Origin of the sequence: Saccharothrix violaceirubra, assembly GCF_014203755.1 — a bacterium.
Classification (GTDB): domain Bacteria; phylum Actinomycetota; class Actinomycetes; order Mycobacteriales; family Pseudonocardiaceae; genus Actinosynnema; species Actinosynnema violaceirubrum.
In genome coordinates this window covers 2,229,306-2,256,220 of sequence record NZ_JACHJS010000001.1, presented here as the reverse complement: position 1 = coordinate 2,256,220, position 26,915 = coordinate 2,229,306, and the positions used below count along the sequence as shown (strand labels likewise).

Below are 26,915 nucleotides of genomic sequence, written 5' to 3'. Positions count from 1 at the left end.
CAACCTCTCAGGGCAGTACAACTAGTCCACGCCCTTCATCAACCGGTGGATGCCGGGCGTGGTCACCACGAGCACCAGGCCCAGCGCGATCGCGACGCCGCCGAGCACGCCGAAGTACGGCACCGGGTCGGCCGGGTCGTAGAACCGGACCACGATCGCGCCGATGCCCTGGCCGGCGGCCGACGCCAGGAACCACAGGCCCATGGTCTGCGACGCGAACGCGCGCGGTGCGAGCTTCGTCGTCACGGACAGGCCGACGGGCGAGAGCAGCAGCTCGCCGCAGGTCATCACCAGGTACATCGCGATGATCCACAGGAAGCCGACCTTGGTCTGCGCGTCGCCCCGACTCGCGAGCATCAGCAGCACGTAGGCCACGCCGATCAGCAGCAGCGAGACCGCGAACTTGCGCGGCGTCGAGGGCTGCCGCTTGCCCAGCTTCACCCACAGCAGCGCGAACAGCGGCGCGCACAGGATGATCATGACCGGGTTGATCGCCTGGATGAACGACGGCGGGAAGTCCAGGCCCAGGAAGGTCGTGTCGACCCGCTCGTCGGCGAACGCCGCGATCACCGTCGCGCTCTGCTCGAACAGCAGCCAGAACAGGGCCGCCGCGATGAACAGCGGGATGTACGCGGTCAGCCGCGACCGCTCGACGTCCGTGGTCCGCCCGCTGCGCAGCATCACGGTGAAGTAGGTGACCGGCAGCACGATCGACAGCACGCTGATCAGGTTGATCACGCCGGTGCCGTCGAGCGCGCCGGTCACCACGAGCACCGCGACGACACCCACCGCGAGGACCGCGATCGCCGCGATCCGGCCGAGCACCCGACCGCGCTCGCCCTCGGGCAGCGGGTACGGCGGCCGGGCGGCCGAGTCGCCGAGGGTGCGCAGACCGGCCCGGTAGACGATCAGGCCCAGCGCCATGCCGACCGCCGCCGCGCCGAAGCCCAGGTGCCAGTCGATCTCCTCGCCGAGGGCGCCGCACACCAGGGGTGCCACGAAGCTGCCCAGGTTGACGCCCATGTAGAAGATCGTGAACCCGGCGTCGCGGCGCGGGTCGTCGGCCGCGTACAACCCGCCGACGACGGTGGAGATGTTCGGCTTGAGCAGACCCGTGCCCAGCACGATCAGGACCAGGCCGAGGTAGACGCCGGCCACGCCGATCGGCAGGGCGAGCGCCACGTGGCCGAGCATGATCAGCACGCCGCCGTGGAACACCGCGCGCTGTCCGCCCAGGACGCGGTCCGCCAGCCACCCGCCGGCCACGCCCGACATGTAGACGGAGGCGCCGTAGATCGCCACGAGGGACAGCGCATAGCTCTTGTCCAGGCCGAGCGCGCCCTCCGCCGTCGAGCGGTAGAGGTAGTAGGCGAGGATCGCTTTCATCCCGTAGTAGGAGAAGCGTTCCCAGGCTTCGGCGAAGAACAGCGTCGCGAGCCCTCGGGGATGCCCGAAGAATCCTCGCTGCGGTGCGGAAACGGCGCTTGTGGCGCTCAAGGTCTTCCTCCTGGTGTCAACGATGTCACCGTTCGGCGGTCCGGATCACGTTACGCCGTACGGGTGTACTGCCGAAATTCGAGAACACTTCGCGTGAGCGGACCCACACGCCCGGGGTGCGGGTACCGACAAGATTTGGTCCACTCGTGTGGTGGATCTGATCGAGGCTCACGGACGTGCGATGACCGAGTTCGACGCGCGGGTCCGCCGCGTGCGGACCGACCAGTGGACGGCGCCGACGCCCTGCGCCGAGTGGACCGTCCACGACCTGGTCAACCACCTGGTCCACGAGCAGCTCTGGGCACCCGAGCTGCTCGCCGGCTGCACGGTCGACCAGGTCGGCGACCGGTTCGACGGCGACCAGCTCGGCGACGACCCCGTGCACTCGTGGGTGCTGGCCGCCGCGGCGGCGCGCGAGGCGTGGATCTCGCCGACCGCCCTGCTCAGGACCGTGCACCTGAGCGCGGGCAAGGCACCCGCCCCCGAGTACGGCTGGCAGATGACGCTGGACCTGGCCGTGCACGCGTGGGACCTCGCGCGTGCCATCGGCGTGGACGAGCGTCTCGACCCCGACCTGGCCGGGACCGTGCTCGACTACGTCGACGGGCACACGGGCGAACTCGCCGACAGCGGCCTGTTCGACGACCCGGTCCCGGTCGCCGACGACGTCGACCCGCAGGGCAGGCTGCTCGCCCTGCTCGGCCGCGCGCCCTGATCCCACCGGCGCCTCCCGTGCGGCGATCCCGCTTCGCGCGACTCCCCCTGGAGACCGCGCGAAGCGGGACGGCTTTCCCCTCGGTGCGAACACCGGTCGGGCCTGGAGTCCCCGACGCGGACTGTTCTTAACGCACCCGCGTTGTCCGGTGTCGGCGCGTGGCCGGCTGACGACAGCCGGACAATCGCGTGCGGCCCCGTCCGCAGGCGAGCGGACGGGGCCGCACGGGGTGCCGGCGGACCACGCCGAGGGAGGGTCGACGCCGGCACCGGGGGTTGGCTCGTCGCGCACCAGGCTGCCGGCCGGGTCTGGCCGCCGGTTGAACGCGACGGGACGCGCGGGTCACGGTCCGCTGACGCCCGGGGTCCAGCTCTCGGGCCGGCCGCTCTCGGTGAGCAGGAGTTGCCAGTCGGCGAACCCGGCGGGGGCGTTGTCGCTCCACGGCCAGTGCCCGTCGGTCGTCGGCAGGACGATCTGGACGGCCGCGAAGTCGCCCTTGGCGTACAGCAGGAACGCGCTGCCGAAGAACTCGGCGTAGAAGCCTTTGAACACCTTCTCGAACGTGACCGGGGTGCCGTCGAAGAAGTCGAAGTACAGCTTGCCCGGCACGAACCGCTCGCCCTGCACCGACCGCACCACGTACATGCGCAGCAGCATCTTGGCCATCTCGGGCGGCAGGCCGATCACCACGGCCTCGGCGATGCCGTACCGGCGCCACGCGCCGACGGAGAACGCGTAACCCGCGCCTTCGTCGTCCTGCGGCACGGTGATCACCGCGTGACCGTTGGTCTCGGACTGCTCCAGCAGCCAGTTGCGCAGGTTCCGGTCCTGGGGACTCAACGGGGTGGACACGTCCCCATTGTGACCGAAGAAAGACCGAAGGCCCCGTCCGACGGACGGGGCCGCACGACGCGACGTCGGGATCAGGCGTCGATCTCGGCCATGACGTCGTCGGACACGTCGAAGTTCGCGAAGACGTTCTGCACGTCGTCGCAGTCCTCCAGCGCGTCGATCAGCTTGAAGATCTTGCGTGCGCCCTCGGCCTCCAACTGCACCGACACCGACGGCAGGAAGTTCGCGTCGGCCGACTCGTAGTCGTAGCCCGCCTCCTGCAACGCCTTGCGCACCGCGACCAGGTCCGTCGCCTCGGACACGATCTCGTAGTTCTCGCCGAGGTCGTTGACCTCCTCGGCGCCCGCGTCGAGCACGGCCATCAGCACGTCGTCCTCGGCCACGTCGTTCTTGGGCAGGATCACGACGCCCTTGCGGGTGAACATGTAGGACACCGAGCCGGGGTCGGCCATCGAACCGCCGTTGCGGGTCATCGCGGTGCGGACCTCGCTCGCCGCGCGGTTGCGGTTGTCGGTCAGGCACTCGACCAGGACCGCGACGCCGTTGGGGCCGTAGCCCTCGTACATGATCGTCTGCCAGTCGGCGCCGCCGGCCTCCTCGCCGCCGCCGCGCTTGCGGGCGCGTTCGATGTTGTCCAGCGGCACGGAGTTCTTGCGCGCCTTCTGGATGGCGTCGTAGAGCGTGGGGTTGCCGTCCGGGTCACCGCCGCCGGTCCGCGCCGCGACCTCGATGTTCTTGATCAGCCGCGCGAAGAGTTTGCCGCGCTTGGCGTCGATTGCGGCCTTCTTGTGCTTGGTGGTCGCCCACTTGGAGTGGCCGCTCATTTCTCCTCCGTCTTATCGCTCAGCCCGCGGCACGGACCATGTCCACGAACAGGCGGTGCACGTTACCGTCACCGGTCAGTTCCGGGTGGAACGAGGTGGCCAGCACGTTTCCCTGTCGGACCGCGACGATCCTACCGGCGGCTTCGCCCGCGTCCGCCGTTTCGGGCACCCGGGCGAGCACCTCGACGTCGGGTCCCGCCGATTCCACCCACGGGGCGCGGATGAACACGGCGTGCACGGCACCGAGGCCGGTGAAATCCACTTCCGCCTCGAACGAGTCGACCTGTCGCCCGAACGCGTTGCGCCGGACCACGATGTCGAGCCCGCCGAGCTGGTGCTGATCGGGTCGGCCGTCCAGCACCCGGTCGGCGAGCAGGATCATGCCGGCGCACGACCCGTACGCGGGCATGCCCTCCTTGAGCCGGGCACGCAGCGGTTCGAGCAGCTCGAACGTCGCCAGCAGGCGGCTGATCGCCGTCGACTCGCCGCCGGGCAGCACGAGACCGTCCACCTCGGCCAGCTCCTCCGGCCGGCGCACCGGACGGGCGAGGACGTCCGCCTCGGCGAGGCTCACGAGGTGCTCACGGACATCACCCTGGAGGGCGAGGACACCGACGGTCGACACGGTTGACTCTTCCTCCTGGCCCGACGATTGCTCCCGACAGCCTAGGTGACGTGCCGGGACGGGGGTCAGCGCGGGGCGTACATGATCACCGCGACGCCGACCAGGCACACCAGCGCGCCGACCACGTCCCAGCGGTCGGGCCGGTAGCCGTCGACGACCACGCCCCACAGCAGCGACCCGGCCACGAAGACCCCGCCGTACGCGGCCAGGATGCGGCCGAAGTGGGCGTCGGGTTGCAGCGTGGCGACGAAGCCGTAGGCGCCGAGCGCGCACACGCCCGCGCCGATCCAGAGCCACCCCCGGTGCTCGCGGACGCCCTGCCAGACCAGCCAGGCACCGCCGATCTCCAGCAGGGCGGCGGCCACGAACAACGGCACGGAGCGCAGAACGGACACCGGCGCAGGGTAGGTCCCCGGCCGGGTGCTCGTGGCACCCGGCCGGGGGTCGGGCCGCCCGTGGACGCGACGTCAGTCGGCCGCGCCCACCCGATCCGCCGCGGGGTCTGCGGCGGATCGGCGGGACTGGAGGGCACGCCACCCGGCGAACAGCACGAGGGCGAGCACGGGAATGGACCAGAAGGCGATGCGTTCGGCGGTTCCGGCGAACGCCATCAGCACGACGACCGTTCCCAGGAATGCCAGCGTGGCATAGCCGGTGTAGGGGGCGCCGGGCATTCGGTAGTCCGGTCGCCGTATTTCGCCGCGCAGTGCGGCTTTCCGCAGTCGGAGTTGACTGACGAGCAACGTGGCCCAGGTCGCGATCACGCCCAGGGACGCGATGGCGATCGCGATGTCGAACGCCTCCTTGGGCACCAGGTAGTTCAGCACCACGCCGGCCAGGTAGGCGACGGACGTGAACAGGATTCCGCCGTAGGGCACGTGGTGGGAATTCATCCGGCCGGTGAACGCGGGCGCCTCGCCGTGCCGGGCGAGCGAGCGCAGGATGCGGCCGGTGGAGTACAGGCCGGAGTTGCACGAGGACAGCGCGGCGGTGAGCACGACCGCGTTCATCACGTCGCCGACGGCCGGCACGCCCAGGTGCGAGAAGACCGTCACGAACGGGCTCTCGGCGGCCGAGAACATCGTCCACGGCAGCAACATCGCCAGCAGCAGCACGGACCCTACGTAGAAGATCCCGATCCGGTAGACCACGCCGTTGATCGCCTTGGGCAGCACGCGGCGCGGGTCGGCGGTCTCCCCCGCCGCGATGCCGACGAGTTCGATCGCCGAGTACGCGAACACGACCGCCTGCAGCGTCAGCAGCGCGACGCCGACACCGGCCGGGAACAGGCCGCCGTGGTCGACGAGGTTCGCCGGGGACGCGGGCGTGCCGCCGACGTCGGCCGAGCCCACGACCAGCGCGATGCCCGTGACCAGGAAGACCACGATCGCGGTGACCTTGACGACGCTGAACCAGAACTCCAGCTCGCCGAACAGCTTGACCGACAGCAGGTTGACCGCGACGAGCACGGCGAGCGCGATCAGCGCGGTGATCCACTGGGGCAGGTCCGGCAGCCAGCGGTGCACGTAGATCGCCACGGCGGTGATCTCGGCGATGCCGGTCATGGCCCAGTTGACCCAGTACATCCAGCCCGAGGCGAACCCGGCCCACGGTCCGATGAACTCCCGGGCGTACTCGACGAAGCTGCCGGCGGTCGGCCGGTGCAGCACGAGTTCGCCCAGGGCGCGCATCACGAAGAACGCGGCCAGGCCGCACAGCGCGTAGGAGAACACCAGCGACGGTCCGGCCTGCGCCAACCGCCCGCCCGCGCCGAGGAAGAGCCCGACGCCGATGGCTCCCCCGATGGCGATCATCTGGACCTGTCGCTTCGTCAGCGACTTGGTGTACCCGTCGGCGTCCGGCTCCGTCGCCGTCTGCTCGTCCATGGTCGCGGAACGTTAGTGGTCCACGAAGGACATCCGATGACCACTTGAGCAAGGCTTGACGTGAGGGCCCTCACAGCCCCAGCAGGCGCAGTCCGGCCGTCGTGACCGCCGCGAGGACGATGACCAGCACGAACGGTGCGCGTCGCCACGCGGCGACGCCGCCGACCAGCACCCCGGCGGGCAGCGCCCAGTCGCCCTTGGTGAGCGTGGACGTGGCGACCAGGGCGAAGAGCAGCACGGTCGCGGCGGTGGCAAGCAGGTCGCGCAGGCGGGGCGAGAGCGTGATCCGGTCGCGCAGCAGCGGACCGGCGAGCCGGAACGCGTAGGTGCCGGCGGCGAGGACCAGGACGGCGAGCAGGTTCACGCGGGGCCTTTCCGCGCGGCCACGAACAGCCCGCCCAGCGCGAGCAGCACCGGGACGCCGGCGGGCAGGAACGGGGTCGCGGCCAGGGCGATCGCCGCGCCGAGCAACGCCGCACGGCGCGTGGCCCGGTCCGCGAGCTTGGGCAGCACCAGGGCGAGCAGGGCCGCCGGGAACGCGGCGTCCAGCCCGAACGCACCGGGGTCGCCGATCGACTGCCCCGCGAGCGCACCCGCGACCACGGCGACGTTCCACGCGCCGAACATCGCGACACCGCAGGCCCAGTACGCGGCACGTGCGCGGGCCGGATCGCGTTGGGCGAGCGCGAACGCCACCGTCTCGTCGATCAGCAGGTGACTGCCGATCAGCCTGGCGACCGGCCCCCGACCGAGCACGTCGCCGATCGCCAGACCGAACGGCAGGTGGCGGGCGTTGAGCACGAGCCCGGCCACCACCGCCGCGACGGGACCTCCGCCCGCCGCGACGATCCCGACCGCCATGAACTGCGCGCCACCGGCGAAGACCAGCAGCGACATCACGACGGGCAGCCACACCGGTGCGCCCGAGGCCACGGCGATCGCCCCGAAGGAGGCGCCGCTGACCGCCGCACCGGCCGCGATCGCCGCCACGTCACGGACCAGTGCCCGATCGGGTGTTCGCCATGTCGAACGCATCGTCTTCTACGATGAACACCGGAAGGCTGTTCGTCAAGACGAACGAGAGGACCGTTATGCCGAACACCGGGGCGCCGCTGGAGGTCATCGCGGCCTCGCTGCGGCGGGAACGCGAACGGGTCGGGCTCTCGCTCAGCGAACTGGCCAAGCGCGCCGGCGTGGCGAAGTCCACGCTGTCGCAGCTGGAAGCGGGCAACGGCAACCCGAGCGTGGAGACGCTGTGGGCGTTGGGCGTGGCGCTGGACGTGCCGTTCAGCCGGCTCGTCGACCCGCCCGTGCGGCAGGTGACGGTGATCCGCGCGGGCGAGGGCGCGGCGGTCCACTCCGAGCGGGCGCCTTACACCGCGACACTGCTCTCGTCCTGCCCGCCGGGCGCGCGCCGGGACATCTACGTGCTGAACCTGGAACCGGGCGCCCCGCGCGAGTCGCAGCCGCACATGGCGGGCACCCGCGAGCACATGGTCGTGAGCACGGGCCGGGTACGCGCGGGACTGACCGACGACCCGGTGGACCTGGGCCCCGGCGACTACCTGGTGTACCCGGGCGACCTGCCCCACACCGCCGTCGCCCTCGCGCCGGGCACGTCGATCGTCCTGGTCATGGAACACGTCTGACCGGGACCCGCGGCCTGTCCGACCGCCGGTCCCGGCACGACGTCACCAACCGCGCTCGGCCAGGCGGTGCGGCTGCGGGATCTCGTCGACGTTGATGCCGACCATGGCCTCGCCCAGACCGCGCGAGATCTTCGCGAGCACGTCGGGGTCGTCGTGGAACGTGGTGGCCTTGACGATGGCCTCGGCGCGCTGGGCCGGGTTGCCCGACTTGAAGATGCCGGAGCCGACGAACACGCCCTCGGCACCGAGCTGCATCATCATCGCGGCGTCGGCCGGGGTGGCGATGCCGCCCGCGGTGAACAGCACGACGGGCAGCTTGCCCGCCTCGGCGACCTCGCGGACCAGCTCGTACGGCGCCTGGAGCTCCTTGGCCGCGACGTAGAGCTCGTCGGCCGGGAGGTTCTGCAACCGCAGGATCTCAGCGCGGATCTTGCGCATGTGCGTGGTGGCGTTGGAGACGTCGCCGGTGCCGGCCTCGCCCTTGGAGCGGATCATGGCCGCGCCCTCGGTGATGCGGCGCAGCGCCTCGCCCAGGTTGGTCGCGCCGCACACGAACGGCACGGTGAACTGCCACTTGTCGATGTGGTTGGCGTAGTCGGCCGGGGTCAGCACCTCGGACTCGTCGACGTAGTCCACGCCCAGCGCCTGGAGCACCTGGGCCTCGACGAAGTGGCCGATGCGGGCCTTGGCCATGACCGGGATCGAGACGGCCTCGATGATGCCGTCGATCATGTCCGGGTCGCTCATCCGGGACACGCCGCCCTGGGCGCGGATGTCGGCCGGCACCCGCTCGAGCGCCATGACGGCGACGGCGCCCGCGTCCTCGGCGATCTTGGCCTGCTCGGGCGTGACCACGTCCATGATCACACCGCCCTTCAGCATCTCCGCCATGCCGCGCTTGACTCGGGCGGTGCCGGTGGCGGCGGAGTCGGGTGAAGTGGTCACGGTCTGCCTTTCCTCAGCGGGTACGACGGGACGATCGTACGTCCCACGTGGCCCGGTCAACGTGGCCACTGCCCCGCGTTCTCGGCAGGCCACTTCACACTGCGCCGCAGGTGAAGTGGCGTGGGCCACGATTCGGCGGTCACCGATCCTTCTCGCCGATCCCGCGGTAGGCGACGAACAGCGCGGGCAGGTCGTCGGCACGCTCCGCGAGCGCGGACCAGCACCGGGCCACCGCCGCCCGCGCCCGCGTGCCCACCCAGGGCGAGGGCAACAGCTCCGGCGGCAGCAGCGGATCGGGCTCGACCGCGCGGGTGAATTCGGCGGCCAGTTCGACGGCCACCCGCAGCAGCCCGGCGCGGTCGAGGTCGCCCGACCGGAGCAGGCGCAGCCGGTGCGCGGCGACGGCGGCGAGCAGCCGGTGCCGGTCGGCGATCGCGTCCAGCGGCCACAGCCGGGCGGCGAGCGCGACCGGGTCGCGTTCGCCGCCGACGCGCAGGTCCGTGCTCGTCAGGAAGGTCACGCACGAGTCGACGTCCCACGCCGACGCCTCGCCCTCGACGAGGTCCTCCCACGCGTGCGGCGACGCGTAGAGACCGCCGTGCAACGCGGCGCCGCCGAAGCGCACGATCGCGTCGCGCAGCGCGTCACGTTCACGACGTCGTGACTCCGGCACGGCGAACGCCACCAGGTGCCACACGCCGTCCCACTCCTCCTCCCCCGCGTCCTGCCGGTACATGAACCGGACGAACTCGACGTCGAGGCCGGCCTCGCGCGACGCGGCCCGCAGCACGGCCCGGCGCCCGCGCCCCTCCTGCGTGAAGCGGCCTTCCGCGACCAGGCGTTTGAGGCACAGCCGGACCTGCTGGTCCGACATGCCCAACGCGTTCGCGACCTCGTACAGCTCACCCGCGTCGACCGTCCCGTCCGGACGGACGAGCGCCTCGACGACGGTCCTGGTGGGTACTTCCACGTCCATGTGTTCAAATCTAGTACGTTCGTATCAAGAACGATAGTTTGGGGGATGCATGAAACGAACCCTGGTGATCCTGGCGGCGTTCCTCGTCGCCGCCACGGGGTGGATCGTGGTCGCGCAGGACTACGACCTGCGCGAGGAACGCGTGGAGATCGGCGACCTGCGCGGCGTGCTGGCGAAACCGCCCGGCGACGGCCCGTTCGGACTCGTGGTGTTCGTGCACGGCGACGGCCCGATCGACGCCACGCACGACGGCCACTACCGCCCGCTGTGGGAGGAGTTCGGCCGCGCCGGCTACGCGTCGCTGTCGTGGGACAAGCCGGGCGTGGCCGACGCGCCGGGGAACTGGCTGCACCAGAGCATGCGCGACCGTGCGGACGAGACCGCCGGGGCGATCACGTGGGCGAGGGGCCGACCGGACGTCGACCCGCGCCGGATCGGCCTGTGGGGCGCGAGCCAGGCCGGGTGGGTGCTGCCCCGACTCGCCGCCACGAACACCGACGTGCGGTTCGTGATCGCGGTGTCCCCGGCCGTCAACTGGCTGCGCCAGGGCGAGTACGACCTGGTCACGAGCCTGCGCGGCCGGCCCGAGGCGGAGGTGCGCGCGGCGCTGGACCGGCGCGGGCGCCGGCTGGCCCTGCTGGCGCGGGACGCGTCGTACGCCGAGTACCGGGAGGTCGACCCGGACATGACCGAGGACCGGTGGCGGTTCGTGACGCTCAACCACCGCAGCGACGCGTCCGCCGACCTGGCCGCGTCCCGCGTGCCGGTCTTCCTCGCGCTCGGCGACCACGACGTGCACGTGGACGCGGACGAGACCGCGCGGGTGTACGCGGACCTCGTCCCGGACCTGGAGGTGCACCGCTACCGCGACGCCACGCACGGCCTGGCCGAGCCCGCCGTCGAGGACTCGGCCGTGTGGGGCACCCTGGTCGCGCTCTTCGCGCCGCGATCCGTCTACGCCGACGGCGTTCTCGACGACCAGCGCCGGTTTTTGGAGCGCCGATGAGGGTCCCGAGGAAGGTCATGGTGCTCGGTGGGTGCGGGATCACCGGTTCGGTCGCGGCCCGCGTCGCGGCGACGTTGCCCGGCGTGGACGTCGTGGTGGCCGACCGGGTCGCCGGCGCCGACGTGCGCCTGGACGTCACGGACCCGGCCGCGCTGCGGGAAGCGTTGCGCGACACGGACGTCGTCCTCAACACGGTCGGCCCGTTCCTCCGGTTCGGCACGACCGTGCTGCGGGCCGCGATCGACACGGGCACCCACTACCTCGACCTGTGCGACGACTGGCAGCCGACACAGGACCTGCTGCTGCTCGACGACGACGCGCGGGCGGCCGGGGTGATCGCGGTCGTCGGCATGGGCGCGAGTCCGGGCGCGGTCAACCTGTTGGCACGCCTGGCCGCGGCGCGCGTCGGCGCGTTGACCGACCTCTACGTCGCGTGGCCCGCCGACGGCAAGGCGGAGGCGGGCGCCGCGCTCGTGCACTGGATGCACCAGATCAGCGGGGACATCCCGGCCGTGCGCGACGGACGGCTCGTCCTGGAACCACCGTTGCGCGCGGTGGACCTGCCGGGCGGTACCGCGTACACGGTCGGCCACCCCGAGCCCGTGACGTTCCACCGCGCGTTCCGGCCGCGGGGCGACGCGGCGACGCTGATGGTCGCGTCGCCGACCACGATCGCCTACCTCGACCTGGTGCGCCGGGACATCGACGCCGGACGGCACACGCCCGAGTCCGCCGCACGCGAACTCGTCCGCCCCCGAATCGGCCGGGCGGTCCGCGCCGCGCTGCGCCGACCGGCCGGACCGGGCTCGCTGCCACCGTTCTTCGCACTGGCCCGCGGTGCGCGCGAGGTCGTCGTGCGCCTGGACCACCCCTGGCTGCTCGACGACATGGGCGAGGCGACCGGCCTGTCGCTGGGGCTCGCGCTCGCCCAGGTCGTCAACGGGACGATCACCGGACCCGGCGTGCACGCGCCCGAGGACGTCGTCGACCCCGAGCGGTTCTTCGCCGACCTGGCCCGGCACCACCCGGCGGCGGTCGTGCGCTGATCGGATTCCTCCTCACGGGTCGGGAAGAGCCGCTGGGGTTGTCGGGCCCCGGTCACAGGTGTGAGATCGAACACTAAACACTGGTGGAGGGTGGACACAATGGGTTCGAAAACCGACAACAACCCCCCGGCAGGCGCGGTCGCTGTAGACGACCCGGCCAAGGTCCGCAACGTCGTGCTGGTCGGTCCGTCCGGCGCCGGCAAGACGACGCTCACCGAGGCCCTGCTCGCCACGACCGGTGTGCTCAGCCGGGCGGGCACCGTGACCGAGGGCAACACCGTCTGCGACCACGACCCGGCCGCCGTGCGGCAGCAGCGGTCCGTCGGCCTGGCGGTCGCGCCGGTCCGGCACGGCGACGTGAAGATCAACCTCATCGACACGCCCGGCTACGCGGACTTCGTCGGCGAACTGCGGGCCGGGCTGCGCGCCGCCGACGCCGCGTTGTTCGTGATCAGCGCGGCCGAGGGCGTGGACGCGTCCACGGTGGCGTTGTGGAACGAGTGCGCGGCGGTCGGCATGCCGCGCGCGGTCGTGCTCGCCCGCACCGACCATCACCGGGCCGACGTGGCGACCCAGGTCCTGGCCTGCCAGGACGCGTTCGGCGCCGGCGTCGTGCCGCTGTACCTGCCCGGCGCCGACGGGCTGGTGAACCTGCTGGTCACCGACGACCCGGCGTACGAGGTCGACCGTGCCGCGCTGATCGAGGGGATCATCGCGGAGAGCGAGGACGAGACCCTCATGGACCGCTACCTGGCGGGCGAGGGGATCGACCAGGCCACGCTCGTCGCCGACCTGGAGACGGCGGTGGCGCGCGGCTCGTTCCACCCCGTGCTCCCGGTGTGCGCGCTGACCGGCATCGGGCTGACCGAACTGCTCGACGGGATCGCGCGGGCGTTCCCGTCCCCGTTGGAGCACCCGTTGCCCGAGGTCACCGGCGTGGACGGCATCCCGCACCCGAGGCTGTCGCCGGACCCGTCCGGGCCGCTGGTCGCCGAGGTCGTGCGCACCGCCGTCGACTCGTACGTGGGCCGGGTCTCGCTGGTGCGGGTGTTCTCCGGGACGTTGCGGCCGGAACGACCCGTGCACGTGTCCGGCCACGGCATGGCCGACCGGGGCCACGAGGACCACGACGTGGACGAACGCGTGGCGCACGTGTACTCGCCGCTGGGCGCGACCCTGCGCGAGGTGCCGTACTGCGTGGCCGGCGACCTGTGCGCGGTGACCAAGCTGGGCTCGGCCGAGACCGGCGACACCGTGTCCGCGCCGGAACGCCCGCTGCTGGTCGCGCCGTGGGAGATGCCCGAGCCCCTGCTGCCGGTCGCGGTCGTCCCGCGCAGCCGCAGCGACGAGGACACCCTGGCCCGCAACCTGGGCCGGCTGGTCGCGGGCGACCCGACCCTGCGGTTGGAGCGCAACGCCGAGACCCACCAGCTCGTGCTGTGGTGCATGGGCGAGGCGCACGCCGACGTGGTGCTGGCGAGGCTGCGCGCGGGCGGCGCCGAAGTGGACACCGAGCCGGTGCGGGTGGCGTTCCGCGAGACGTTCGCGGCGTCCGCCAAGGGGCACGGGCGGCACGTGAAGCAGTCCGGCGGGCACGGCCAGTACGCGGTGTGCGACATCGAGGTCGAACCGCTGCCGCGCGGCGCCGGGTTCGAGTTCGTGGACCGGATCGTCGGCGGCGCGATCCCCAACCAGTTCATCCCGAGCGTGGAGAAGGGTGTCCGCGCCCAGCTCGCGCGCGGGCTCCAGGGCGGGAACCCGCTGGTCGACGTGCGGGTGACGCTCGTCGACGGCAAGGCGCACTCGGTCGACTCGTCCGACGCGGCCTTCCAGACGGCGGGCTCGCTGGCGTTGAAGGACGCCGCCGGGCACAGCGGGACGGCCATGCTCGAACCGCTGGACGAGGTCGCCATCCGCCTGCCCGACGACCACCTGGGCACCGTGCTGGGCGACCTGTCGAGCCGGCGTGGCCGGGTGCTGGGCACCGAGACCGACGGCACCGGCACGACCGTGATCCGCGCCGAGGTCCCCGCCACCGAACTCCTGCGCTACCCGGTGGAGCTGCGCTCGCTGACGTCGGGCACCGGCACGTTCACCCGCCGGTTCAGCCGCTACGACCCGCTCCCCCACAACCTGGCCGCCCGCCGCTGACCCGCGGTCCCCGGGGCTCCGCGGTGCCCCCGCCACCGCGAGTCCTCCACTCGGACACCCCCGGCACACGCACTCGGGCATCCTGAAATACGCACTCGGACAGGCCGGCACACGCACTCGGGCATCCCGGTCGGCGGACGCGGCGCTCCACCGACGTCGGGCCGGGCACCTGGAGGCGGAACACCGCGCGGCCACGCTGGTGCCGGATGTCGACCCACTCGCAGATCTGCCGGGTGATCCACAGTCCGTCGCCCGGCTCGGTGGTCGTGTACAGCTCCGGCGGCCGGAAGCCCGCGAACAGCCCCGGTGCCGCGGTGACGGTCCCGCTCAGCTCGCACACCACGCTGCCCGCCGCGGCCCACGTCGCCACGTAGCCGTCGTCCCGCAGGTACGCGAGCGTCTCGCCCACCGCCACGGTCAGCAGTGCCGCCCGCTCGGCGTCGAGGCCGAGTCGCGTGGCCTCGGCCACGACGAACCGGCGCACCACGTGCGGGTCCCCGCGCAACAGCAGCACGGCGGCGTGCCCGGGACGGGGACTCAGCGGGGTCGCGTCACACCACCGGGCGTACTCGATCGGGTCGACGTAGCGGGTCGAGGACAGCGTCCGGGTCCCGACCACGTGAGTCGGGTGCGTGCGCATCGCGTGCTCGATGCCCTGCTCGTCGACCGTTCGCGTGTCGTACGGGCAGATCATCCACACGTTCGTGTCCTCGAGCAGGACGTTGAGCCCGGACTCCATGCGTCGCCACGACCGCACGTCCCGCTCGGTGCGGCCGTGCCACAGCGGTTCGGCGAGCACGCGCACGTTGCGGTTGTCGACGGACGCGGCTTTACGTTGCCCATAGCGGAAGAATTCCGTCGCCCGTTCCGCGGGTAGACGCCCGAAATACGCGGTCTCGGCGTGGTCGAACGAATCCGCGAACCGACCCAGCGCCGATCTGATCAGTTCCAGGTTGGCCGGGGTGGTGGTGACCAGCACGGGTTCGCCGAGTTCGATCCCGCCGCGACGAACGGGAGGGCCATCGCCAGGAATTCCTCGTCGGAGGCGTACACGGCGGCGTCGTGGCGGAATTGGTCGTCGCTCATCTCGGCACCGTTCCGTTCGCCAGGACCAGACCGGGCGCGGCGGACCAACCGACCGCCCCGATCGTCCACTCGTGCTGTGGTGCGAGGTCGAGCACCAGGTCACGGCCCGATTCGTGCAGTTCGACCGCGGTCTGGACGAGGACGCGCAACGTGCCGACCACGAGGAACGGCACGGCCCGCAGGTCGAGTCGCACGTCGCCGCACCCGTCGGCGAGCAGGAGCGCGCGGAGTTCGGCCAGATCATCCGGGTCGATCGCCCCGGACAGCACGATACCCGGCGGATCGCCTTCCCTGGTGATGACCACGGCGCGAGACCATACGCGTGGGCGACGCGAATTCCACAATCGATCGTATTCATAGTCGGACAATACGAAAAAGCCCGGGAACGCGAAGAAACGCGTTCCCGGGCGGACGGGCGTGATTCAGTGGCCGAGTGCGGGCAGCCCGGTGCCGAGGTCGCCGGGCACGGCCGGGGCGGCGGGCAGCGCGGGCAATCCCGGCAGCGCGGGCACGGCCGGCGCGGCGGGCAGGTCGGCGACGTCCGGGACGCGGATGCCGGAGTCGGCGACCCCCGGGACACCCGGCAGGGCCGGTGCGATCCGGTCGCGCGCCATGGGCGTGCGTGGTTCGCCCTCGTAGATGCCGGGCATCGGGGCCGGACCGGCGGCACCGTCGAGCACGGGCACGTCCGCCGGCACCGGCAGCACCACGGGTCGGTCGACCGGCACGTCGGCCCGCACGGCGTCCACCCGGCCCGCGTCGCCCGACCGGGGCTCGACCGGCGCGTGGAGCGTCTCGGTCGCGGACGCGACACCGACGATCAGCGGGGACGCGCCGAGGGCGAGCAGGAGGGTGGTGCGCAGAAAGCCGCGAGTGCGGTGTGGGGACACGATGTTCCTAACCTGGTTGGACAGTGACCCCTGAGGCATCGGCACCCGCCGACGCGCACCACACCCGCACGATCGGGTGACTGACTCTGTGCTATTGGCGATCAGCCGATCAGGTAAGAAGGTCAACGGGGTCCGTGCCGTGGGGACGCGGCACGGACCCCGCCTCGCGAGTCACCGGTCAGACGCCGCGAGGTGTCGCGGCCGATCGGGTCGCCCTGTCCGCGGTCCGGGTGACCCTCGTGGGGTCGGTCCGCGCGGTGGGTCCGTGCGTCACGCGCGGGTTCTCCTCGGGGAGCAGGGGTTCTCCGGGAAAACTAGGCCGGTACGGGCGAACGCGGTATTACCGGTTGGGTCATATGACGGCGTGATAGTCCAGTGGACCGTACTCCGGATGGGTGGGCAGCCACGCTTCGTAGCGGGGGTTGCGCTCCACGGTCTCGCGGTAGGCGTCGATGGCGTACCGCATGACCTGCCCGGCGAACTCGGCCGCCGGACCCTCCGGGTCCCAGCCCATGACGTGCCGCCACTTCAGCGGCACGCCCGCGATCGGCATCGCGACCAGGCCCGGGGTGCGGCGGAACATCGGCTGGCACAGCACCACGGCGTCGCCGGACTGGGCGAGGTCGACGCAGCTGTTGGTGTCCACCTCGTACATGGTGCGCGGTGTGAACCCGGCCCGGCTGCACGCGGCGACGAAGCAGTCGCCGAAACATCCGTCGCCGGGCGTGACCGCCCACTGCATGTCCTTCAGCTCGGCGAGTTCGACCTCCTCCTTCGCCGTGCACGGGTGGTCCTCGGGCACGATCACGAAGACGGGGTCGACGGCCAGGATGCTCCAGGTGAGGCCGTGCTCGGTGGGGGGTGGCGCGTCACCGCAGACGCCGACCATGACGTAGTCCAGCTTCCCTTGGGCGACGGCACCGGCCAGTTCGTCGCCCGACCACGAGACCTGTGTGCTGACGTGCGCGCCGGGGTGCAGCTCCGTGAGCCGGTGCACCAGGCCGCCGAGCATGGGCCCGTTGACCGAGCCGACCCGGTAGCGGTCGCCGGGCGAGCTGTCGTCGACCAGCCGCAGCGCGTCCTCCTGCAGGCGGGAGAACGCGGGCAGCAGCACCCTGGCCCGTTCGAGGACCAGCTCGCCGAGCATGGTCGGTCTGGCCCCCTTGTGGTCGCGGTCGAACAGCTTGCCGCCCAGGAGGCTCTCGATCCGGTGCAGTTGTGCGGTCAGGGCCGGCTGCGCCAGCCCCAGCAGGGAAGAGGCTTTGGACAGGCTGCCCGCGTCCGCGATCGCGCACACGACGCGCAGGTGCCTTAGTTCAAGCTTCATTCAACTGACGGTAGGCCACCGGTAACAGCCAGTCGAGGGTACCGACGTCGGTAAAATGGCTTATTCCACGCTATTTTCGTATCCGGATCGTGACAGTTGACCCGGGAAGACCACCCGAATGAGCAAGGGTAACCCTGAACCCGTTCGGGGATGACCCCGAAATCGGCACCACGCCGCCCGGCCCGGGGGTAGCGTCGGGAACGTGATCGACTTCGAGAAGACCTCGGTTTTCAAGCTGTCGCCGTGCCGCCCGGAGGACATCGGTCCGCAGGTGGCGCCGATCATGATCCAGGGCGAGCAGGTCGTCGCCGCGTTCAAGACCGTGCGCGACTTCGTGGTCTTCACGAACAAGCGGGTCATCGCGGTGAACGTCCAGGGCATGACGGGCAAGAAGAAGGACTTCACGTCGCTGCCCTACAGCCGCATCCAGGCGTTCTCGATCGAGACGGCGGGCACGTTCGACATGGACGCCGAACTCGACCTGTGGTTCTCGGGGCTGGGCCGGGTGCGGCTGGAGTTCCGGGGCAGCTCGGACGTCCGGCTGCTGGCCCAGATGATCGGGACGTTCGTGCTCTGAGCCGGGCGGGCCCGCGCGGGCTGTCCGAGCGGGTGGTCCGGGATGGTTTCGAGGTGCCCGAGCGCGTGTTTCAGGGTGCCTGAGTGCGTATTCCGGGGTGCCCGAGTGGAGGACTCGCGTGGTCTAGCGGATCTGGCGGGTGGTGCCGTCCCACGGTTCGGCCGCGTCGTCCAGGTGGTCGGCCAGTTGTACGGGGTAGACGGTGTCCTTCGTGGCGCCGAGGTCCGCTGTGGACCACCAGCGGTGGCCCCGGATGGTTTCGTGTTCGAGGGTCTCGAAGCCCGACGTGTCGATTCGGGTGTCCGGTGGGACGTGGGCCACGAAGAACCACTCCACGGCCGTGTAGCCGAGGTTGTCGTAGCTGAAGACCGCGTGGCGCTTCCAGATCGGGCCGATCAGGTCTTCGGGCGACAGGTGCAGGCCGGTCTCCTCGTGGGCTTCCCGTACCGCCGCCGCGCGCAGGTCCTCCCCCGGTTCCACTCCGCCGCCCGCGGTGAACCAGAACAGTTCGTCGGGGCGGGCCGGGTCGGCGCCCTCGAACAGGAGGACTCGGCCCTGCTCGTCGAGGAGGAGCAGGCGTGCCGACGTTCTCGGGGTCAGGGCGGTCACCTCGCCGTCGGCTACCGGTTCGGCTATCTCGAAGTAGGACGGGGTCGGTGCCGTGCCGGCCAGTCGGAGCCAGCGGACGGGGCGGCGGCGGCGTAGTGCGAGCGTGTCGCGTACGGCGTCGTTGTGCACGCGTCGTGCCAGCACCACTCGTTGTTCGGCGTCGAGGAGTTCTGCCGCGAGGGCCGGTGCCAGGGTGGTGCGGTCCAGGTCGGAGAGGGTGACGGCCAGTTCGTTCTCGGCCGCTTCCCGCTCCGCTCGGGGTGCGCGTTCCGCCCTGGAGGCGGCCGTCGCCAGTTCCGGGACGCCGCGTACCGCGCCTACCGCGCGCGTCACCACCGCGCGCCTGGCCAGTGCCGCGTCGAGGGCGGCCCAGGCCGCGTCGGTTCGGACGTGGAGCCGGTCCAGGCGGTTCGCGGTGCCGAGGATCCAGGGGCCGATCAGCAGTGCCAGTCCCAGCAGGACCAGGAAGGTGGTCGCCACGCCCGCGCTGGTCACGCCTCACGCACCCGACGCGGGTCGGCGGCCATGGCGCTCTCGTACACGCGCAGTACCTGTTGGGCCACCACGGACCAGTCGTAGGTCATGACGCGTTGCCTCGCCGCGTCCACGTAGCGTGCCCGTGCCTCGCGGTCGTCCAGGACCGAGCGCAGGCCCGCTGCCAGGCCGGCGGCGTCGCCGACCGGGGTGAGCACGCCCGCTCTGCCGTCGTCGAGCACCCGTCGGAAGGCGTCCAGGTCGGACGCCACGACCGCCGCGCCCGCCGACATCGCCTCGGTCAGGATGATCCCGAAGCTCTCGCCGCCGGTGTTGGGTGCGCAGTACACGTCGACGCTGCGCAGGGCGCGGGCCTTGGTCTCGTCGTCGACCATGCCCAGGCAGACGATTCGTGACGCCAGTTCCGGGCCTGCCTGTCGGCGCAGCTCGTCCTCGTCGCCCCGGCCCACGACGAGCAGGCGGACGCCGGGCACCTCGCGCAACGCCTCCAGCAGCAGGGGCATGCCTTTGCGGGGTTCGCCGTAGCGGCCGACGAAGCCGACCGTGCCCGACGGGAGCGGGTAGCCGTCCAGCGGAGCCGCGTCGGCGAAGAACGCCACGTCGACGCCGTTGGGGATCTCCACCGCGTCGCCGCCGAGGTGCTCGACCTGCACGCGCCGGGCCAGCGCGGACACCGCGATGCGAGCCGTGATCTTCTCCAGGAAGGGCTGGAGCACGACCTGGAACGCGGACAGCATCTTCGAGCGTGGTGTCGACGTGTGGAACGTGGCCACGATCGGCCCGTCGGCCGTCATCAGCGCGAGCATCGACAGCGACGGCGCGGTCGGCTCGTGCAGGTGGACGACGTCGAAGTCGTGCTCGGCGATCCAGCGGCGCACCCGGGCGAACGAGACCGGGCCGAAGGACAGCCGGGCCACGGAACCGTTGTAGGGAATGCCGACCGCGCGGCCCGCCGGGGTGACGAACTCGGGTACGGGCGTGTCGTCGTCGGCCGGTGCCAGCACCTCGACCTCGTGGCCGAGGCCGCGCAACGCCCGTGCCAGGTCGACCACGTGCGCCTGCACCCCACCGGGCACCTCGAACGAGTACGGGCAGACGATGCCGACCTTCACCCGGCGCCCTCCCGCCGCGCCAGCACGCGGGCCAACGCGCGCTGCCGGCTCTCGGGCAGGTCGGTCAGCCACAGCGGCTGGAACATGTGCCAGTCCGCCGGGTGCGTGGAGATGTCGGCGGCGAACACGTCGGCCAGCGACTGGGTGGCCGCGCCCACGTCGGAGACCCGGATCGGCGGGTGGATGCGCATGCCCCAGCCGTCGTCGGTGAACCAGAGCCCCACGGGCAGCAGCGCGGCGCCGGTCGTGGCGGCCAGGTGCGCGGGTCCGGCGGGCATCATGGTGCGCTCGCCGAAGAACGTCACCGGCACGCCGCCCGCCGTGAGGTCGCGGTCGGCGAGCAGGCAGACGACCTTGTTCTGCCGGAGCCGTTCGGCCAGCACGGTGGCCGGGTTGCGGTCGCCGCCGGTCAGCGGCAGCACCTCGAAGCCCAGGGACTCGCGGAAGTCGATGAAGCGCCGGTAGAGCGACTCGGGGCGCAGCCGTTCGGCGACCGTGGTGAACGACCCCGAGTGGTGCACCAGCCACACCCCGGCCATGTCCCAGTTGCCGCAGTGCGGCAGGGCCACGACCGCGCCGGTGCCCTGGGCGAGCGCGGCGTCGAGGTTCTCCACCCCGCTGATCATGTCGTCGCACCGGCGCGCGGCGGCGGCCAGGTCGGTGGACGGCAGCCGGAACGCCTCCCGCCAGTAGCGCGCGTACGAGCGCACGGACGCGCGCACCAGCTCGTCCAGCTCCCGCTCCCCCGCCTGCGGCACGACCCGGCGCAGGTTGGCCCGCAGCCGGGCCGGACCGCCGCGCCGGGAGGCCCGGTCCGCGCCCAGGTCGAACGCGGCCCGCGCCACGCCCTCGGGCAGCAGCCGGACGAGTTTCCACCCGGCCGCGTAGCCCCAGTCGGCGAGCCGTTCGCTCACGTCCGGTACTCCTTCGCGGACCGGTGGACGGCGGCGATCCGCTGCGCGACCGTGACGACGACCAACGCCGCGAGCAGGTACAGCGACACCGGCAGGATGTAAGGCACGCCCAGCCCGCCGAGCCCGACGCCGACCAGGGCGACGATGAACCGCTCGGCGCGCTCGGCCAGCCCGCCGTCCGCGCTGAGCCCGGACGCCTCGGCACGGGCCTTCACATACGACGTCACGAGCGCGCCGACCAGCGTGACCAGCGTGGCCGCCGCGAGCGCGCGCTCACCGTTGGCGAACGCCCACCACGCGATGGCACCGAACAACGCGCCGTCGGCGATCCGGTCGCACGTCGCGTCCAGCACCGCGCCGAACGGCGTGCCGCCGCCCTGCGCGCGGGCCATCGCGCCGTCGATCAGGTCGAACAGCACGAAGGCGGTCACCAGGGCCGCGCCCGTGAACAACTCGCCGCGCGGCAGGAACCACAGCGCGGCGGCCACGGAGCCCACGGTGCCCAGCACCGTGACCGTGTTCGGCGTCAGGCCGCGACGCAGCAGCCACGCCCCGATCGGATCGGTGACGCGCGAGACCGACGCGCGGGCGAAGATGTTCAGCATGGGGCGGCGACTGCACCTACCGGCGGGGGACGACTGGGGCACCCGCAGCGTAACCGCAGACTTCAGCCGAGCTTGCGGTGGTCCCTGGAGATCTGTTCGAGCAGGTCCTCCAGTTGTTCCCCGCGCATCACGAGCCGTTCCAGCCGCGTGAACAACGCCAGGTACTCCCGCACGTCCAACGGATCGGTGATGGTCGCATTGCCGGTGAGCACGCTGAGCGTCACGAATCTCTCGTCGTAGACCTGGAATCCGTGCAACGCGACGAGATTCGCGTCGGCGGTCCAGGGAATCACGCCGAGTTGGACATTGGGTCTTCGCATCGTCTGCGTCAGGTGCTCGATCTGCTCGCACATGAGATCCGCGGAGCCCATCCGCCACCGGAGCGCGGCTTCGCTGAGGACGAACACGAAGCGTTTGCCGAGATCATCCATCCGGGCCCGACGACTACGCAGCGTGGCTATCGCGGTGTCCTGTTCGTGCGGCGGCGTCGCCGCCAGGACCACCCGGCGATAGCTCTCGCTCTGCAACAGCTCCGGTACACCGGCGTTCTGGAAGAACCGGCTGGTGGTGGCGCGGGCCTCGATGCGCGCGACGGTCTGCTGGTGCCGGTGGGCACCGCGGTGCAGCACGACGCGCCGGGTTTCGGCTTCGGCGTGCAGCTGCCGGGCTAACTCGATCAGTTCGAGTCGGGTCTCGCGGGTCGCGGACAGCTCGTTGACCAGGCGTTCCACATCGGCGACGGACGGCAGGAGCATGCCGTTCTCGATCTTGGAAAGCTTGGACTGGCTCATTCCGGTGGCACGGGCGGTGGCCGTGCCAGTCATGCGGGCCTCCGTGCGGAGCCTGCGCAACTCGCGCGAGAGCCGTTCCCGGGCCAGCCGCGAACGCTCGGGTGCGGTCATGAAACGCACGTTATCTATCGGGGAAGCCTATGACGATCGGCCGGACAGGGAATACCGGCGGCCTGAACCCGCTTCCGCCGTGATCCATCCCACCCGGACGCTCCGTATCCGCCGGTACGGGCGGTCGGCCCGGGTGTACCGATTCACCCGCCCGGTCCAATTCACCGGGAATGGACCGAGCGGGGCTCATGTTTTCCGCCCCACCAGGCATTACCGGACGCCGGGTATTCGGGAGTGCCACTGGTCCGAACGGGCGAGGAACGCAATTCGGCGGCACGCCCGCCACACCGGGGATCAGGCCGCGGCGAGCCATGCGGCGGCCAGCAGCCGACGCGTCTCGCCGAGCAATTGGGGCAGCACCTTCGTATGACCGATCACCGGCATGAAATTCGCGTCGCCACCCCAGCGCGGCACCACGTGCTGGTGCAGGTGCGCCGCGATACCGGCACCCGCGACCACGCCCTGGTTCATGCCGATGTTGAACCCGTGCGGCTCCGAGACGGACCGGATCACGCGCATGGCCTTCTGCGTGAACTCGGCGAACTCGACCGTCTCCGCGGGCGTCAGGTCGGTGTAGTCGGGCACGTGCCGGTACGGCAGCACCATGAGGTGGCCGGGGTTGTAGGGGTACAGGTTGAGCACCGCGAACACCAGCTCGCCCCGCGCCAGGATCAGCGTGTCCTCGTCCGGCGACACGGCCACCACCCGGCAGAACGGGCAGCCCGCCGGTTCGTCGCCGTCCGCCTTGCCCTCGCCGCGCACGTAGGACAAGCGGTGCGGGGTCCACAGCCGCTGCAACGCGTCGTGGACCCCGACCCCGTCCTGCTCCTCGTACTCGACCGTCACTTGACCAGGTCCGCCGTGGGCGACGCGTTCTCCCGGCGGGCGATCCACTCGACGACGGTGGCGACCGCGCGCTCGACCGGCACGCCGTTGACCTGGGTGCCGTCGCGGAACCGGAACGACACCGCGCCGGACTCGACGTCCTTGCCGCCCGCGAGCAGCATGAACGGCACCTTCTGCGTGGTGTGGTTGCGGATCTTCTTCTGCATCCGGTCGTCGGAGGCGTCGACCTCGACCCGCACGCCGTGCTTGCGCAGCTCGGCGGCCACGGCGAACAGGTGGTCGAGGTGCTCGTCGGCGATCGGGATGCCCACGACCTGCACGGGCGCCAGCCACGCCGGGAACGCGCCCGCGTAGTGCTCGGTCAGCACGCCGAAGAACCGCTCGACCGAGCCGAACAGCGCGCGGTGGATCATGACCGGGCGCTTGCGGGTGCCGTCGGAGGCGGTGTACTCCAGCTCGAACTTCTCCGGGAGCATGAAGTCGAGCTGGATGGTCGACATCTGCCAGGTGCGGCCGAGCGCGTCCTTGGCCTGAACGGAGATCTTCGGGCCGTAGAACGCGGCGCCGCCGGGGTCCGGGACCAGGGTCAGGCCGCTGGACAGCGCCGCCGCCTCCAGGGTCTTCGTCGCCCGCTCCCACACGTCGTCGGCGCCGATGTACTTCTCGTCGTTGCGGGTCGACAGCTCCAGGTAGAAGTCGTCGAGGCCGTAGTCGCGCAGCAGGCCCAGGACGAAGGCCAGCAGCGACTTCAGCTCCTCCTCCACCTGCTCCTCGGTGCAGAAGACGTGCGCGTCGTCCTGGGTCAGGCCGCGCACGCGGGTCAGGCCGTGGATCACGCCGGACTTCTCGTACCGGTAGACCGTGCCGAACTCGAACATGCGCAGCGGCAGCTCGCGGTAGGACCGCCCGCGCGACCGGAAGATCAGGTCGTGGAAGGGGCAGTTCATCGGCTTGAGGTAGTAGTCCTGGCCGGGCTTGCGCAGCTTGCCCTCGTCGTCGTACTCGGCGTCGAGGTGCATGGCCGGGTACATGCCGTCGCGGTACCAGTCGAGGTGGCCGGAGGTCTGGAACAGGTTGCCCTTGGTGATGTGCGGCGAGTAGACGAACTCGTAGCCCTCCTCGACGTGCCGCGCCCGCGAGTGGTCCTCCATCGCCTTGCGGACGATGCCGCCCTTGGGGTGGAAGACCGCCAGGCCCGAGCCGATCTCGTCGGGGAAGCTGAACAGGTCGAGTTCGGCGCCGAGCCGGCGGTGGTCGCGGCGCTCGGCCTCGGCCAGCAGCTCCAGGTGGGCGTCGAGCGCCTCCTGCGACTCCCACGCGGTGCCGTAGATGCGCTGGAGCTGCGGGTTGCGCTCGTTGCCGCGCCAGTAGGCGGCGGCGACGCGGGTCAGCTTGAACGCCGGGATGTGCTTGGTGGTCGGCACGTGCGGGCCCCGGCACAGGTCGCCCCACACCTGGTCGCCCGAGCGCGGGTCGAGGTTGTCGTAGATCGTCAGCTCGCCGCCGCCGACCTCCATGATCTCGCTGGTGTCGACGTCGCTCTTGATGTCGACCAGTTCGAGCTTGAACGGCTCGGCGGCGAGTTCGGCCTTGGCCGCGTCCACGGACTCGATCACGCGGCGGGAGAACCGCTGCGCGCCCTTGACGATCGCCTTCATGCGCTTCTCCAGCGCCTGGAGGTCCTCGGGGGTGAACGGCTTGTCGACCTTGAAGTCGTAGTAGAAGCCGTCGCGCACGGGCGGGCCGATGCCCAGCTTCGCGTCCGGGAACTGCTGCTGCACGGCCTGGGCCAGCACGTGCGCGGTCGAGTGCCGGATGACCGAGCGGCCGTCCTCGGTGTCGGCGGCCACCGCCTCCACCTCGACGTCCACGGCCGGGGTCCACGACAGGTCGCGCAGGTGGCCCTCGGCGTCGCGGACGACCACGATCGCGTCGGGGCCCTTGCCCGGCAGTCCCGCCTCGCGGACCGCCGTCCCGGCCGTAGTCCCCGCCGGCACCACCACGCGGGGTGGGACGAGTGCGGCTGAGGGGAGCGGCTGGGACACGATGACTCCTCGGAGTGTGACGGTGCTTGCACCGCAGATGTTATCGGTGCTCACCGACGGGTTTTCCGCCGTGCCAGGTTGGCCCGCCCACCCGATCGGGTCAAGGTCGCGCCCGCACGTGGACCAGGCCGTGCAACCCGGCGGCACCCAGGTGGTCGCGAGTCCTCCACCCGGACACCGCGAGTTGCGCACCCGGACACCGCGAGTTGCACGTTCAGGCACCGCGAAATGTGCATTCGGGCACCGCGAGTCCCCACTTCGGAGGCCACCCTGGCCGACGGGCACCGGTCAGCCGGTGAGCGGTTCCGGTGCGGGGCCGGGGTCGAACGCGGCCGAGGGCCCGCGCGATCCACCGCGCCCGGCGCAGGGCCGTGACGAGGTCGGGGTGGTCGCCGCGGAACACGGTCAGCCCACCTCCCGGCCGTACTTGCGGTGCACGGTCTGCTTGGTGACGCCCAGCCGCGACGCGACGTCGCGCCACGACCACCCGGCCCGACGGGCGGCCTCCATCCGTTCGACGATCCGCCGCAAGCGGGCCACGGCGACCGACCCGGCGTCCGAACTACAGCGGCGTGACGTAGGCCCCCGAGATGCCGCCGTCCACCAGGAAGTTCGACGCCGTGATGAACGACGAGTCGTCACTGGCCAGGAACGCCACCGCCGCCGCGATCTCCTCAGGCTCGGCGAACCGCCCCAACGGCACGTGCACGAGCCTGCGCGCCGCCCGCTCCGGGTCCTTCGCGAACAGCTCCCGCAGCAACGGCGTGTTCACCGGCCCCGGCGACAACGCGTTCACCCGCACGCCCTGCCGCGCGAACTGCACGCCGAGTTCCCGGCTCAACGCCAGCACGCCGCCCTTCGACGCCGTGTACGAGATCTGCGACGTGGCCGCGCCCATCGTGGCCACGAACGACGCCGTGTTGACCACCGAGCCCCGGCCGCGCTCCAGCATGTGCGGGATGACGTGCTTGCAGCACAGGTAGACCGACGTCAGGTTGACCCGCTGCACCCGTTCCCACGCCTCGATGCCCGTGGTGAGGATCGAGTCGTCCTCCGGCGGCGAGATGCCCGCGTTGTTGAACGCGACGTCGACCGACCCGTATTCGTCCACAGTGGACCGATAGAGGAACTCGACCTGTTCCTCCTCGGTCACGTCGACGTGCGCGAACCGCCCGTCCACCTCGGCGGCGGCTTTCCGCCCCGCCTCCGCGTCGACGTCCGCCACGACGACCCGCGCGCCCTCGGCCGCGAGCCTGCGCGTCGTGGCCAGGCCGATCCCGCTGCCGCCGCCGGTCACGACCGCGACCCGTCCCGCCAACCGCTCCGCCATCCGCC

General features: G+C 71.5%; 30 protein-coding genes. 6 read left to right on the top strand and 24 right to left on the bottom strand.

Annotated elements, in window-relative coordinates; translation table 11 throughout:
* Positions 1-21: 21 nt before the first annotated feature.
* On the bottom strand, positions 22-1,497 hold the full coding sequence (locus tag F4559_RS11190; RefSeq protein WP_184668181.1) for a peptide MFS transporter: 1,476 nt from the start codon (positions 1,495-1,497) through the stop codon (positions 22-24).
* 181 nt (positions 1,498-1,678) lie between these two features.
* On the opposite strand from F4559_RS11190, the gene F4559_RS11185 reads away from it, so the two are divergent.
* Positions 1,679-2,212, top strand: a complete 534-nt coding sequence (locus F4559_RS11185) for a TIGR03086 family metal-binding protein (protein WP_184668179.1) — start codon at positions 1,679-1,681, stop codon at positions 2,210-2,212.
* Between the two features lie 342 nt (positions 2,213-2,554).
* Here F4559_RS11185 and F4559_RS11180 read toward each other — a convergent pair whose 3' ends face one another.
* From F4559_RS11180 to F4559_RS11150, 7 genes are all read right to left on the bottom strand, one after another.
* The gene (locus F4559_RS11180) at positions 2,555-3,064 is read right to left on the bottom strand and encodes a DUF4262 domain-containing protein (RefSeq protein ID WP_184668177.1); all 510 of its coding nucleotides are present in this window, start codon (positions 3,062-3,064) and stop codon (positions 2,555-2,557) included.
* A 71-nt stretch (positions 3,065-3,135) separates the two neighbouring features.
* Positions 3,136-3,888, bottom strand: coding sequence for a YebC/PmpR family DNA-binding transcriptional regulator (locus tag F4559_RS11175; RefSeq protein ID WP_184668175.1), 753 nt, complete (start codon positions 3,886-3,888; stop codon positions 3,136-3,138).
* A 19-nt stretch (positions 3,889-3,907) separates the two neighbouring features.
* Complete coding sequence (pdxT, locus tag F4559_RS11170; RefSeq protein WP_184668173.1) at positions 3,908-4,513, bottom strand: pyridoxal 5'-phosphate synthase glutaminase subunit PdxT; 606 nt, start codon at positions 4,511-4,513, stop codon at positions 3,908-3,910.
* 65 nt (positions 4,514-4,578) lie between these two features.
* Positions 4,579-4,908, bottom strand: coding sequence for a YnfA family protein (locus F4559_RS11165; protein WP_184668171.1), 330 nt, complete (start codon positions 4,906-4,908; stop codon positions 4,579-4,581).
* Between the two features lie 72 nt (positions 4,909-4,980).
* Positions 4,981-6,399, bottom strand: coding sequence for an amino acid permease (locus F4559_RS11160; protein ID WP_184668169.1), 1,419 nt, complete (start codon positions 6,397-6,399; stop codon positions 4,981-4,983).
* Between the two features lie 70 nt (positions 6,400-6,469).
* Positions 6,470-6,763 (bottom strand): branched-chain amino acid transport AzlD family protein, encoded by a 294-nt coding sequence (locus tag F4559_RS11155; protein WP_184668167.1) that lies wholly within the window; start codon positions 6,761-6,763, stop codon positions 6,470-6,472.
* On the bottom strand, positions 6,760-7,434 hold the full coding sequence (locus tag F4559_RS11150; RefSeq protein ID WP_184668165.1) for an AzlC family ABC transporter permease: 675 nt from the start codon (positions 7,432-7,434) through the stop codon (positions 6,760-6,762). Before F4559_RS11150 ends, F4559_RS11155 begins: the two co-directional genes overlap by 4 nt.
* 56 nt (positions 7,435-7,490) lie before the next feature.
* Here F4559_RS11150 and F4559_RS11145 point away from each other — a divergent pair, with 56 nt between their 5' ends.
* Complete coding sequence (locus tag F4559_RS11145) at positions 7,491-8,048, top strand: helix-turn-helix domain-containing protein (RefSeq protein ID WP_184675668.1); 558 nt, start codon at positions 7,491-7,493, stop codon at positions 8,046-8,048.
* A 42-nt stretch (positions 8,049-8,090) separates the two neighbouring features.
* On the opposite strand, the gene pdxS is transcribed toward F4559_RS11145, so the two are convergent.
* Together pdxS and F4559_RS11135 are read right to left on the bottom strand one after the other, a co-directional pair.
* Complete coding sequence (pdxS, locus tag F4559_RS11140; RefSeq protein WP_184668163.1) at positions 8,091-8,993, bottom strand: pyridoxal 5'-phosphate synthase lyase subunit PdxS; 903 nt, start codon at positions 8,991-8,993, stop codon at positions 8,091-8,093.
* A gap of 139 nt (positions 8,994-9,132) precedes the next feature.
* Positions 9,133-9,969 (bottom strand): PaaX family transcriptional regulator C-terminal domain-containing protein, encoded by an 837-nt coding sequence (locus F4559_RS11135; RefSeq protein ID WP_184668161.1) that lies wholly within the window; start codon positions 9,967-9,969, stop codon positions 9,133-9,135.
* 49 nt (positions 9,970-10,018) lie between these two features.
* On the opposite strand from F4559_RS11135, the gene F4559_RS11130 reads away from it, so the two are divergent.
* The 3 genes from F4559_RS11130 to F4559_RS11120 all read left to right on the top strand — a co-directional run bounded on the left by F4559_RS11130 (position 10,019) and on the right by F4559_RS11120 (position 14,172).
* Positions 10,019-10,975 carry an alpha/beta hydrolase family protein gene (locus tag F4559_RS11130; RefSeq protein WP_221447200.1) on the top strand — a complete coding sequence of 319 codons (957 nt, stop codon included), beginning with the start codon at positions 10,019-10,021 and terminating at the stop codon, positions 10,973-10,975.
* Entirely contained in the window at positions 10,972-12,021 is a 1,050-nt protein-coding gene (locus F4559_RS11125) for a saccharopine dehydrogenase family protein (protein ID WP_221447199.1), read from the top strand. Before F4559_RS11130 ends, F4559_RS11125 begins: the two co-directional genes overlap by 4 nt.
* 99 nt (positions 12,022-12,120) lie before the next feature.
* A complete protein-coding gene (locus F4559_RS11120; RefSeq protein WP_184668160.1) occupies positions 12,121-14,172 on the top strand; it encodes an elongation factor G-like protein EF-G2 in 2,052 nt (683 codons plus the stop codon).
* Here the strand turns inward: F4559_RS11120 and F4559_RS11115 are convergent.
* The 5 genes from F4559_RS11115 to F4559_RS11095 all read right to left on the bottom strand — a co-directional run bounded on the left by F4559_RS11115 (position 14,126) and on the right by F4559_RS11095 (position 17,475).
* A complete protein-coding gene (locus tag F4559_RS11115) occupies positions 14,126-15,151 on the bottom strand; it encodes an MEDS domain-containing protein (RefSeq protein WP_184668158.1) in 1,026 nt (341 codons plus the stop codon). The genes F4559_RS11120 and F4559_RS11115 overlap by 47 nt on opposite strands.
* Complete coding sequence (locus tag F4559_RS11110; protein ID WP_184668156.1) at positions 15,115-15,258, bottom strand: hypothetical protein; 144 nt, start codon at positions 15,256-15,258, stop codon at positions 15,115-15,117. Before F4559_RS11110 ends, F4559_RS11115 begins: the two co-directional genes overlap by 37 nt.
* The gene (locus tag F4559_RS11105; protein ID WP_184668154.1) at positions 15,255-15,563 is read right to left on the bottom strand and encodes an STAS domain-containing protein; all 309 of its coding nucleotides are present in this window, start codon (positions 15,561-15,563) and stop codon (positions 15,255-15,257) included. The genes F4559_RS11110 and F4559_RS11105 overlap by 4 nt, the downstream gene beginning before the upstream one ends.
* Positions 15,564-15,680: 117 nt before the next feature.
* Positions 15,681-16,148, bottom strand: coding sequence for a hypothetical protein (locus F4559_RS11100; RefSeq protein ID WP_184668152.1), 468 nt, complete (start codon positions 16,146-16,148; stop codon positions 15,681-15,683).
* Between the two features lie 352 nt (positions 16,149-16,500).
* A complete protein-coding gene (locus tag F4559_RS11095; protein ID WP_184668150.1) occupies positions 16,501-17,475 on the bottom strand; it encodes a LysR family transcriptional regulator in 975 nt (324 codons plus the stop codon).
* Positions 17,476-17,677: 202 nt separating this feature from the next.
* Between F4559_RS11095 and F4559_RS11090 the strand changes: the two genes are divergently transcribed.
* Positions 17,678-18,052 (top strand): PH domain-containing protein, encoded by a 375-nt coding sequence (locus F4559_RS11090; RefSeq protein WP_184668148.1) that lies wholly within the window; start codon positions 17,678-17,680, stop codon positions 18,050-18,052.
* 123 nt (positions 18,053-18,175) lie between these two features.
* Here F4559_RS11090 and F4559_RS11085 read toward each other — a convergent pair whose 3' ends face one another.
* The 9 genes from F4559_RS11085 to F4559_RS11050 form a co-directional block, all read right to left on the bottom strand.
* Positions 18,176-19,156, bottom strand: coding sequence for an NUDIX hydrolase (locus tag F4559_RS11085; RefSeq protein ID WP_184668146.1), 981 nt, complete (start codon positions 19,154-19,156; stop codon positions 18,176-18,178).
* A complete protein-coding gene (locus tag F4559_RS11080; protein WP_184668144.1) occupies positions 19,153-20,268 on the bottom strand; it encodes a glycosyltransferase family 4 protein in 1,116 nt (371 codons plus the stop codon). Before F4559_RS11080 ends, F4559_RS11085 begins: the two co-directional genes overlap by 4 nt.
* The gene (locus F4559_RS11075) at positions 20,265-21,182 is read right to left on the bottom strand and encodes a phosphatidylinositol mannoside acyltransferase (RefSeq protein ID WP_184668142.1); all 918 of its coding nucleotides are present in this window, start codon (positions 21,180-21,182) and stop codon (positions 20,265-20,267) included. The genes F4559_RS11080 and F4559_RS11075 overlap by 4 nt, the downstream gene beginning before the upstream one ends.
* Entirely contained in the window at positions 21,179-21,787 is a 609-nt protein-coding gene (gene pgsA / locus F4559_RS11070; protein ID WP_184668140.1) for a phosphatidylinositol phosphate synthase, read from the bottom strand. The genes F4559_RS11075 and pgsA overlap by 4 nt, the downstream gene beginning before the upstream one ends.
* Before the next feature lie 62 nt (positions 21,788-21,849).
* On the bottom strand, positions 21,850-22,689 hold the full coding sequence (locus tag F4559_RS11065) for a helix-turn-helix domain-containing protein (protein ID WP_184668138.1): 840 nt from the start codon (positions 22,687-22,689) through the stop codon (positions 21,850-21,852).
* A 294-nt stretch (positions 22,690-22,983) separates the two neighbouring features.
* The gene (locus F4559_RS11060; RefSeq protein WP_184668136.1) at positions 22,984-23,535 is read right to left on the bottom strand and encodes an HIT family protein; all 552 of its coding nucleotides are present in this window, start codon (positions 23,533-23,535) and stop codon (positions 22,984-22,986) included.
* Positions 23,532-25,538, bottom strand: a complete 2,007-nt coding sequence (thrS, locus tag F4559_RS11055; RefSeq protein ID WP_184675662.1) for a threonine--tRNA ligase — start codon at positions 25,536-25,538, stop codon at positions 23,532-23,534. Before thrS ends, F4559_RS11060 begins: the two co-directional genes overlap by 4 nt.
* A gap of 447 nt (positions 25,539-25,985) precedes the next feature.
* A complete protein-coding gene (locus F4559_RS34335; protein WP_376774631.1) occupies positions 25,986-26,120 on the bottom strand; it encodes a helix-turn-helix domain-containing protein in 135 nt (44 codons plus the stop codon).
* A 22-nt stretch (positions 26,121-26,142) separates the two neighbouring features.
* Positions 26,143-26,910, bottom strand: a complete 768-nt coding sequence (locus tag F4559_RS11050; protein WP_184668134.1) for a 3-oxoacyl-ACP reductase — start codon at positions 26,908-26,910, stop codon at positions 26,143-26,145.
* Positions 26,911-26,915 lie beyond the last annotated feature (5 nt).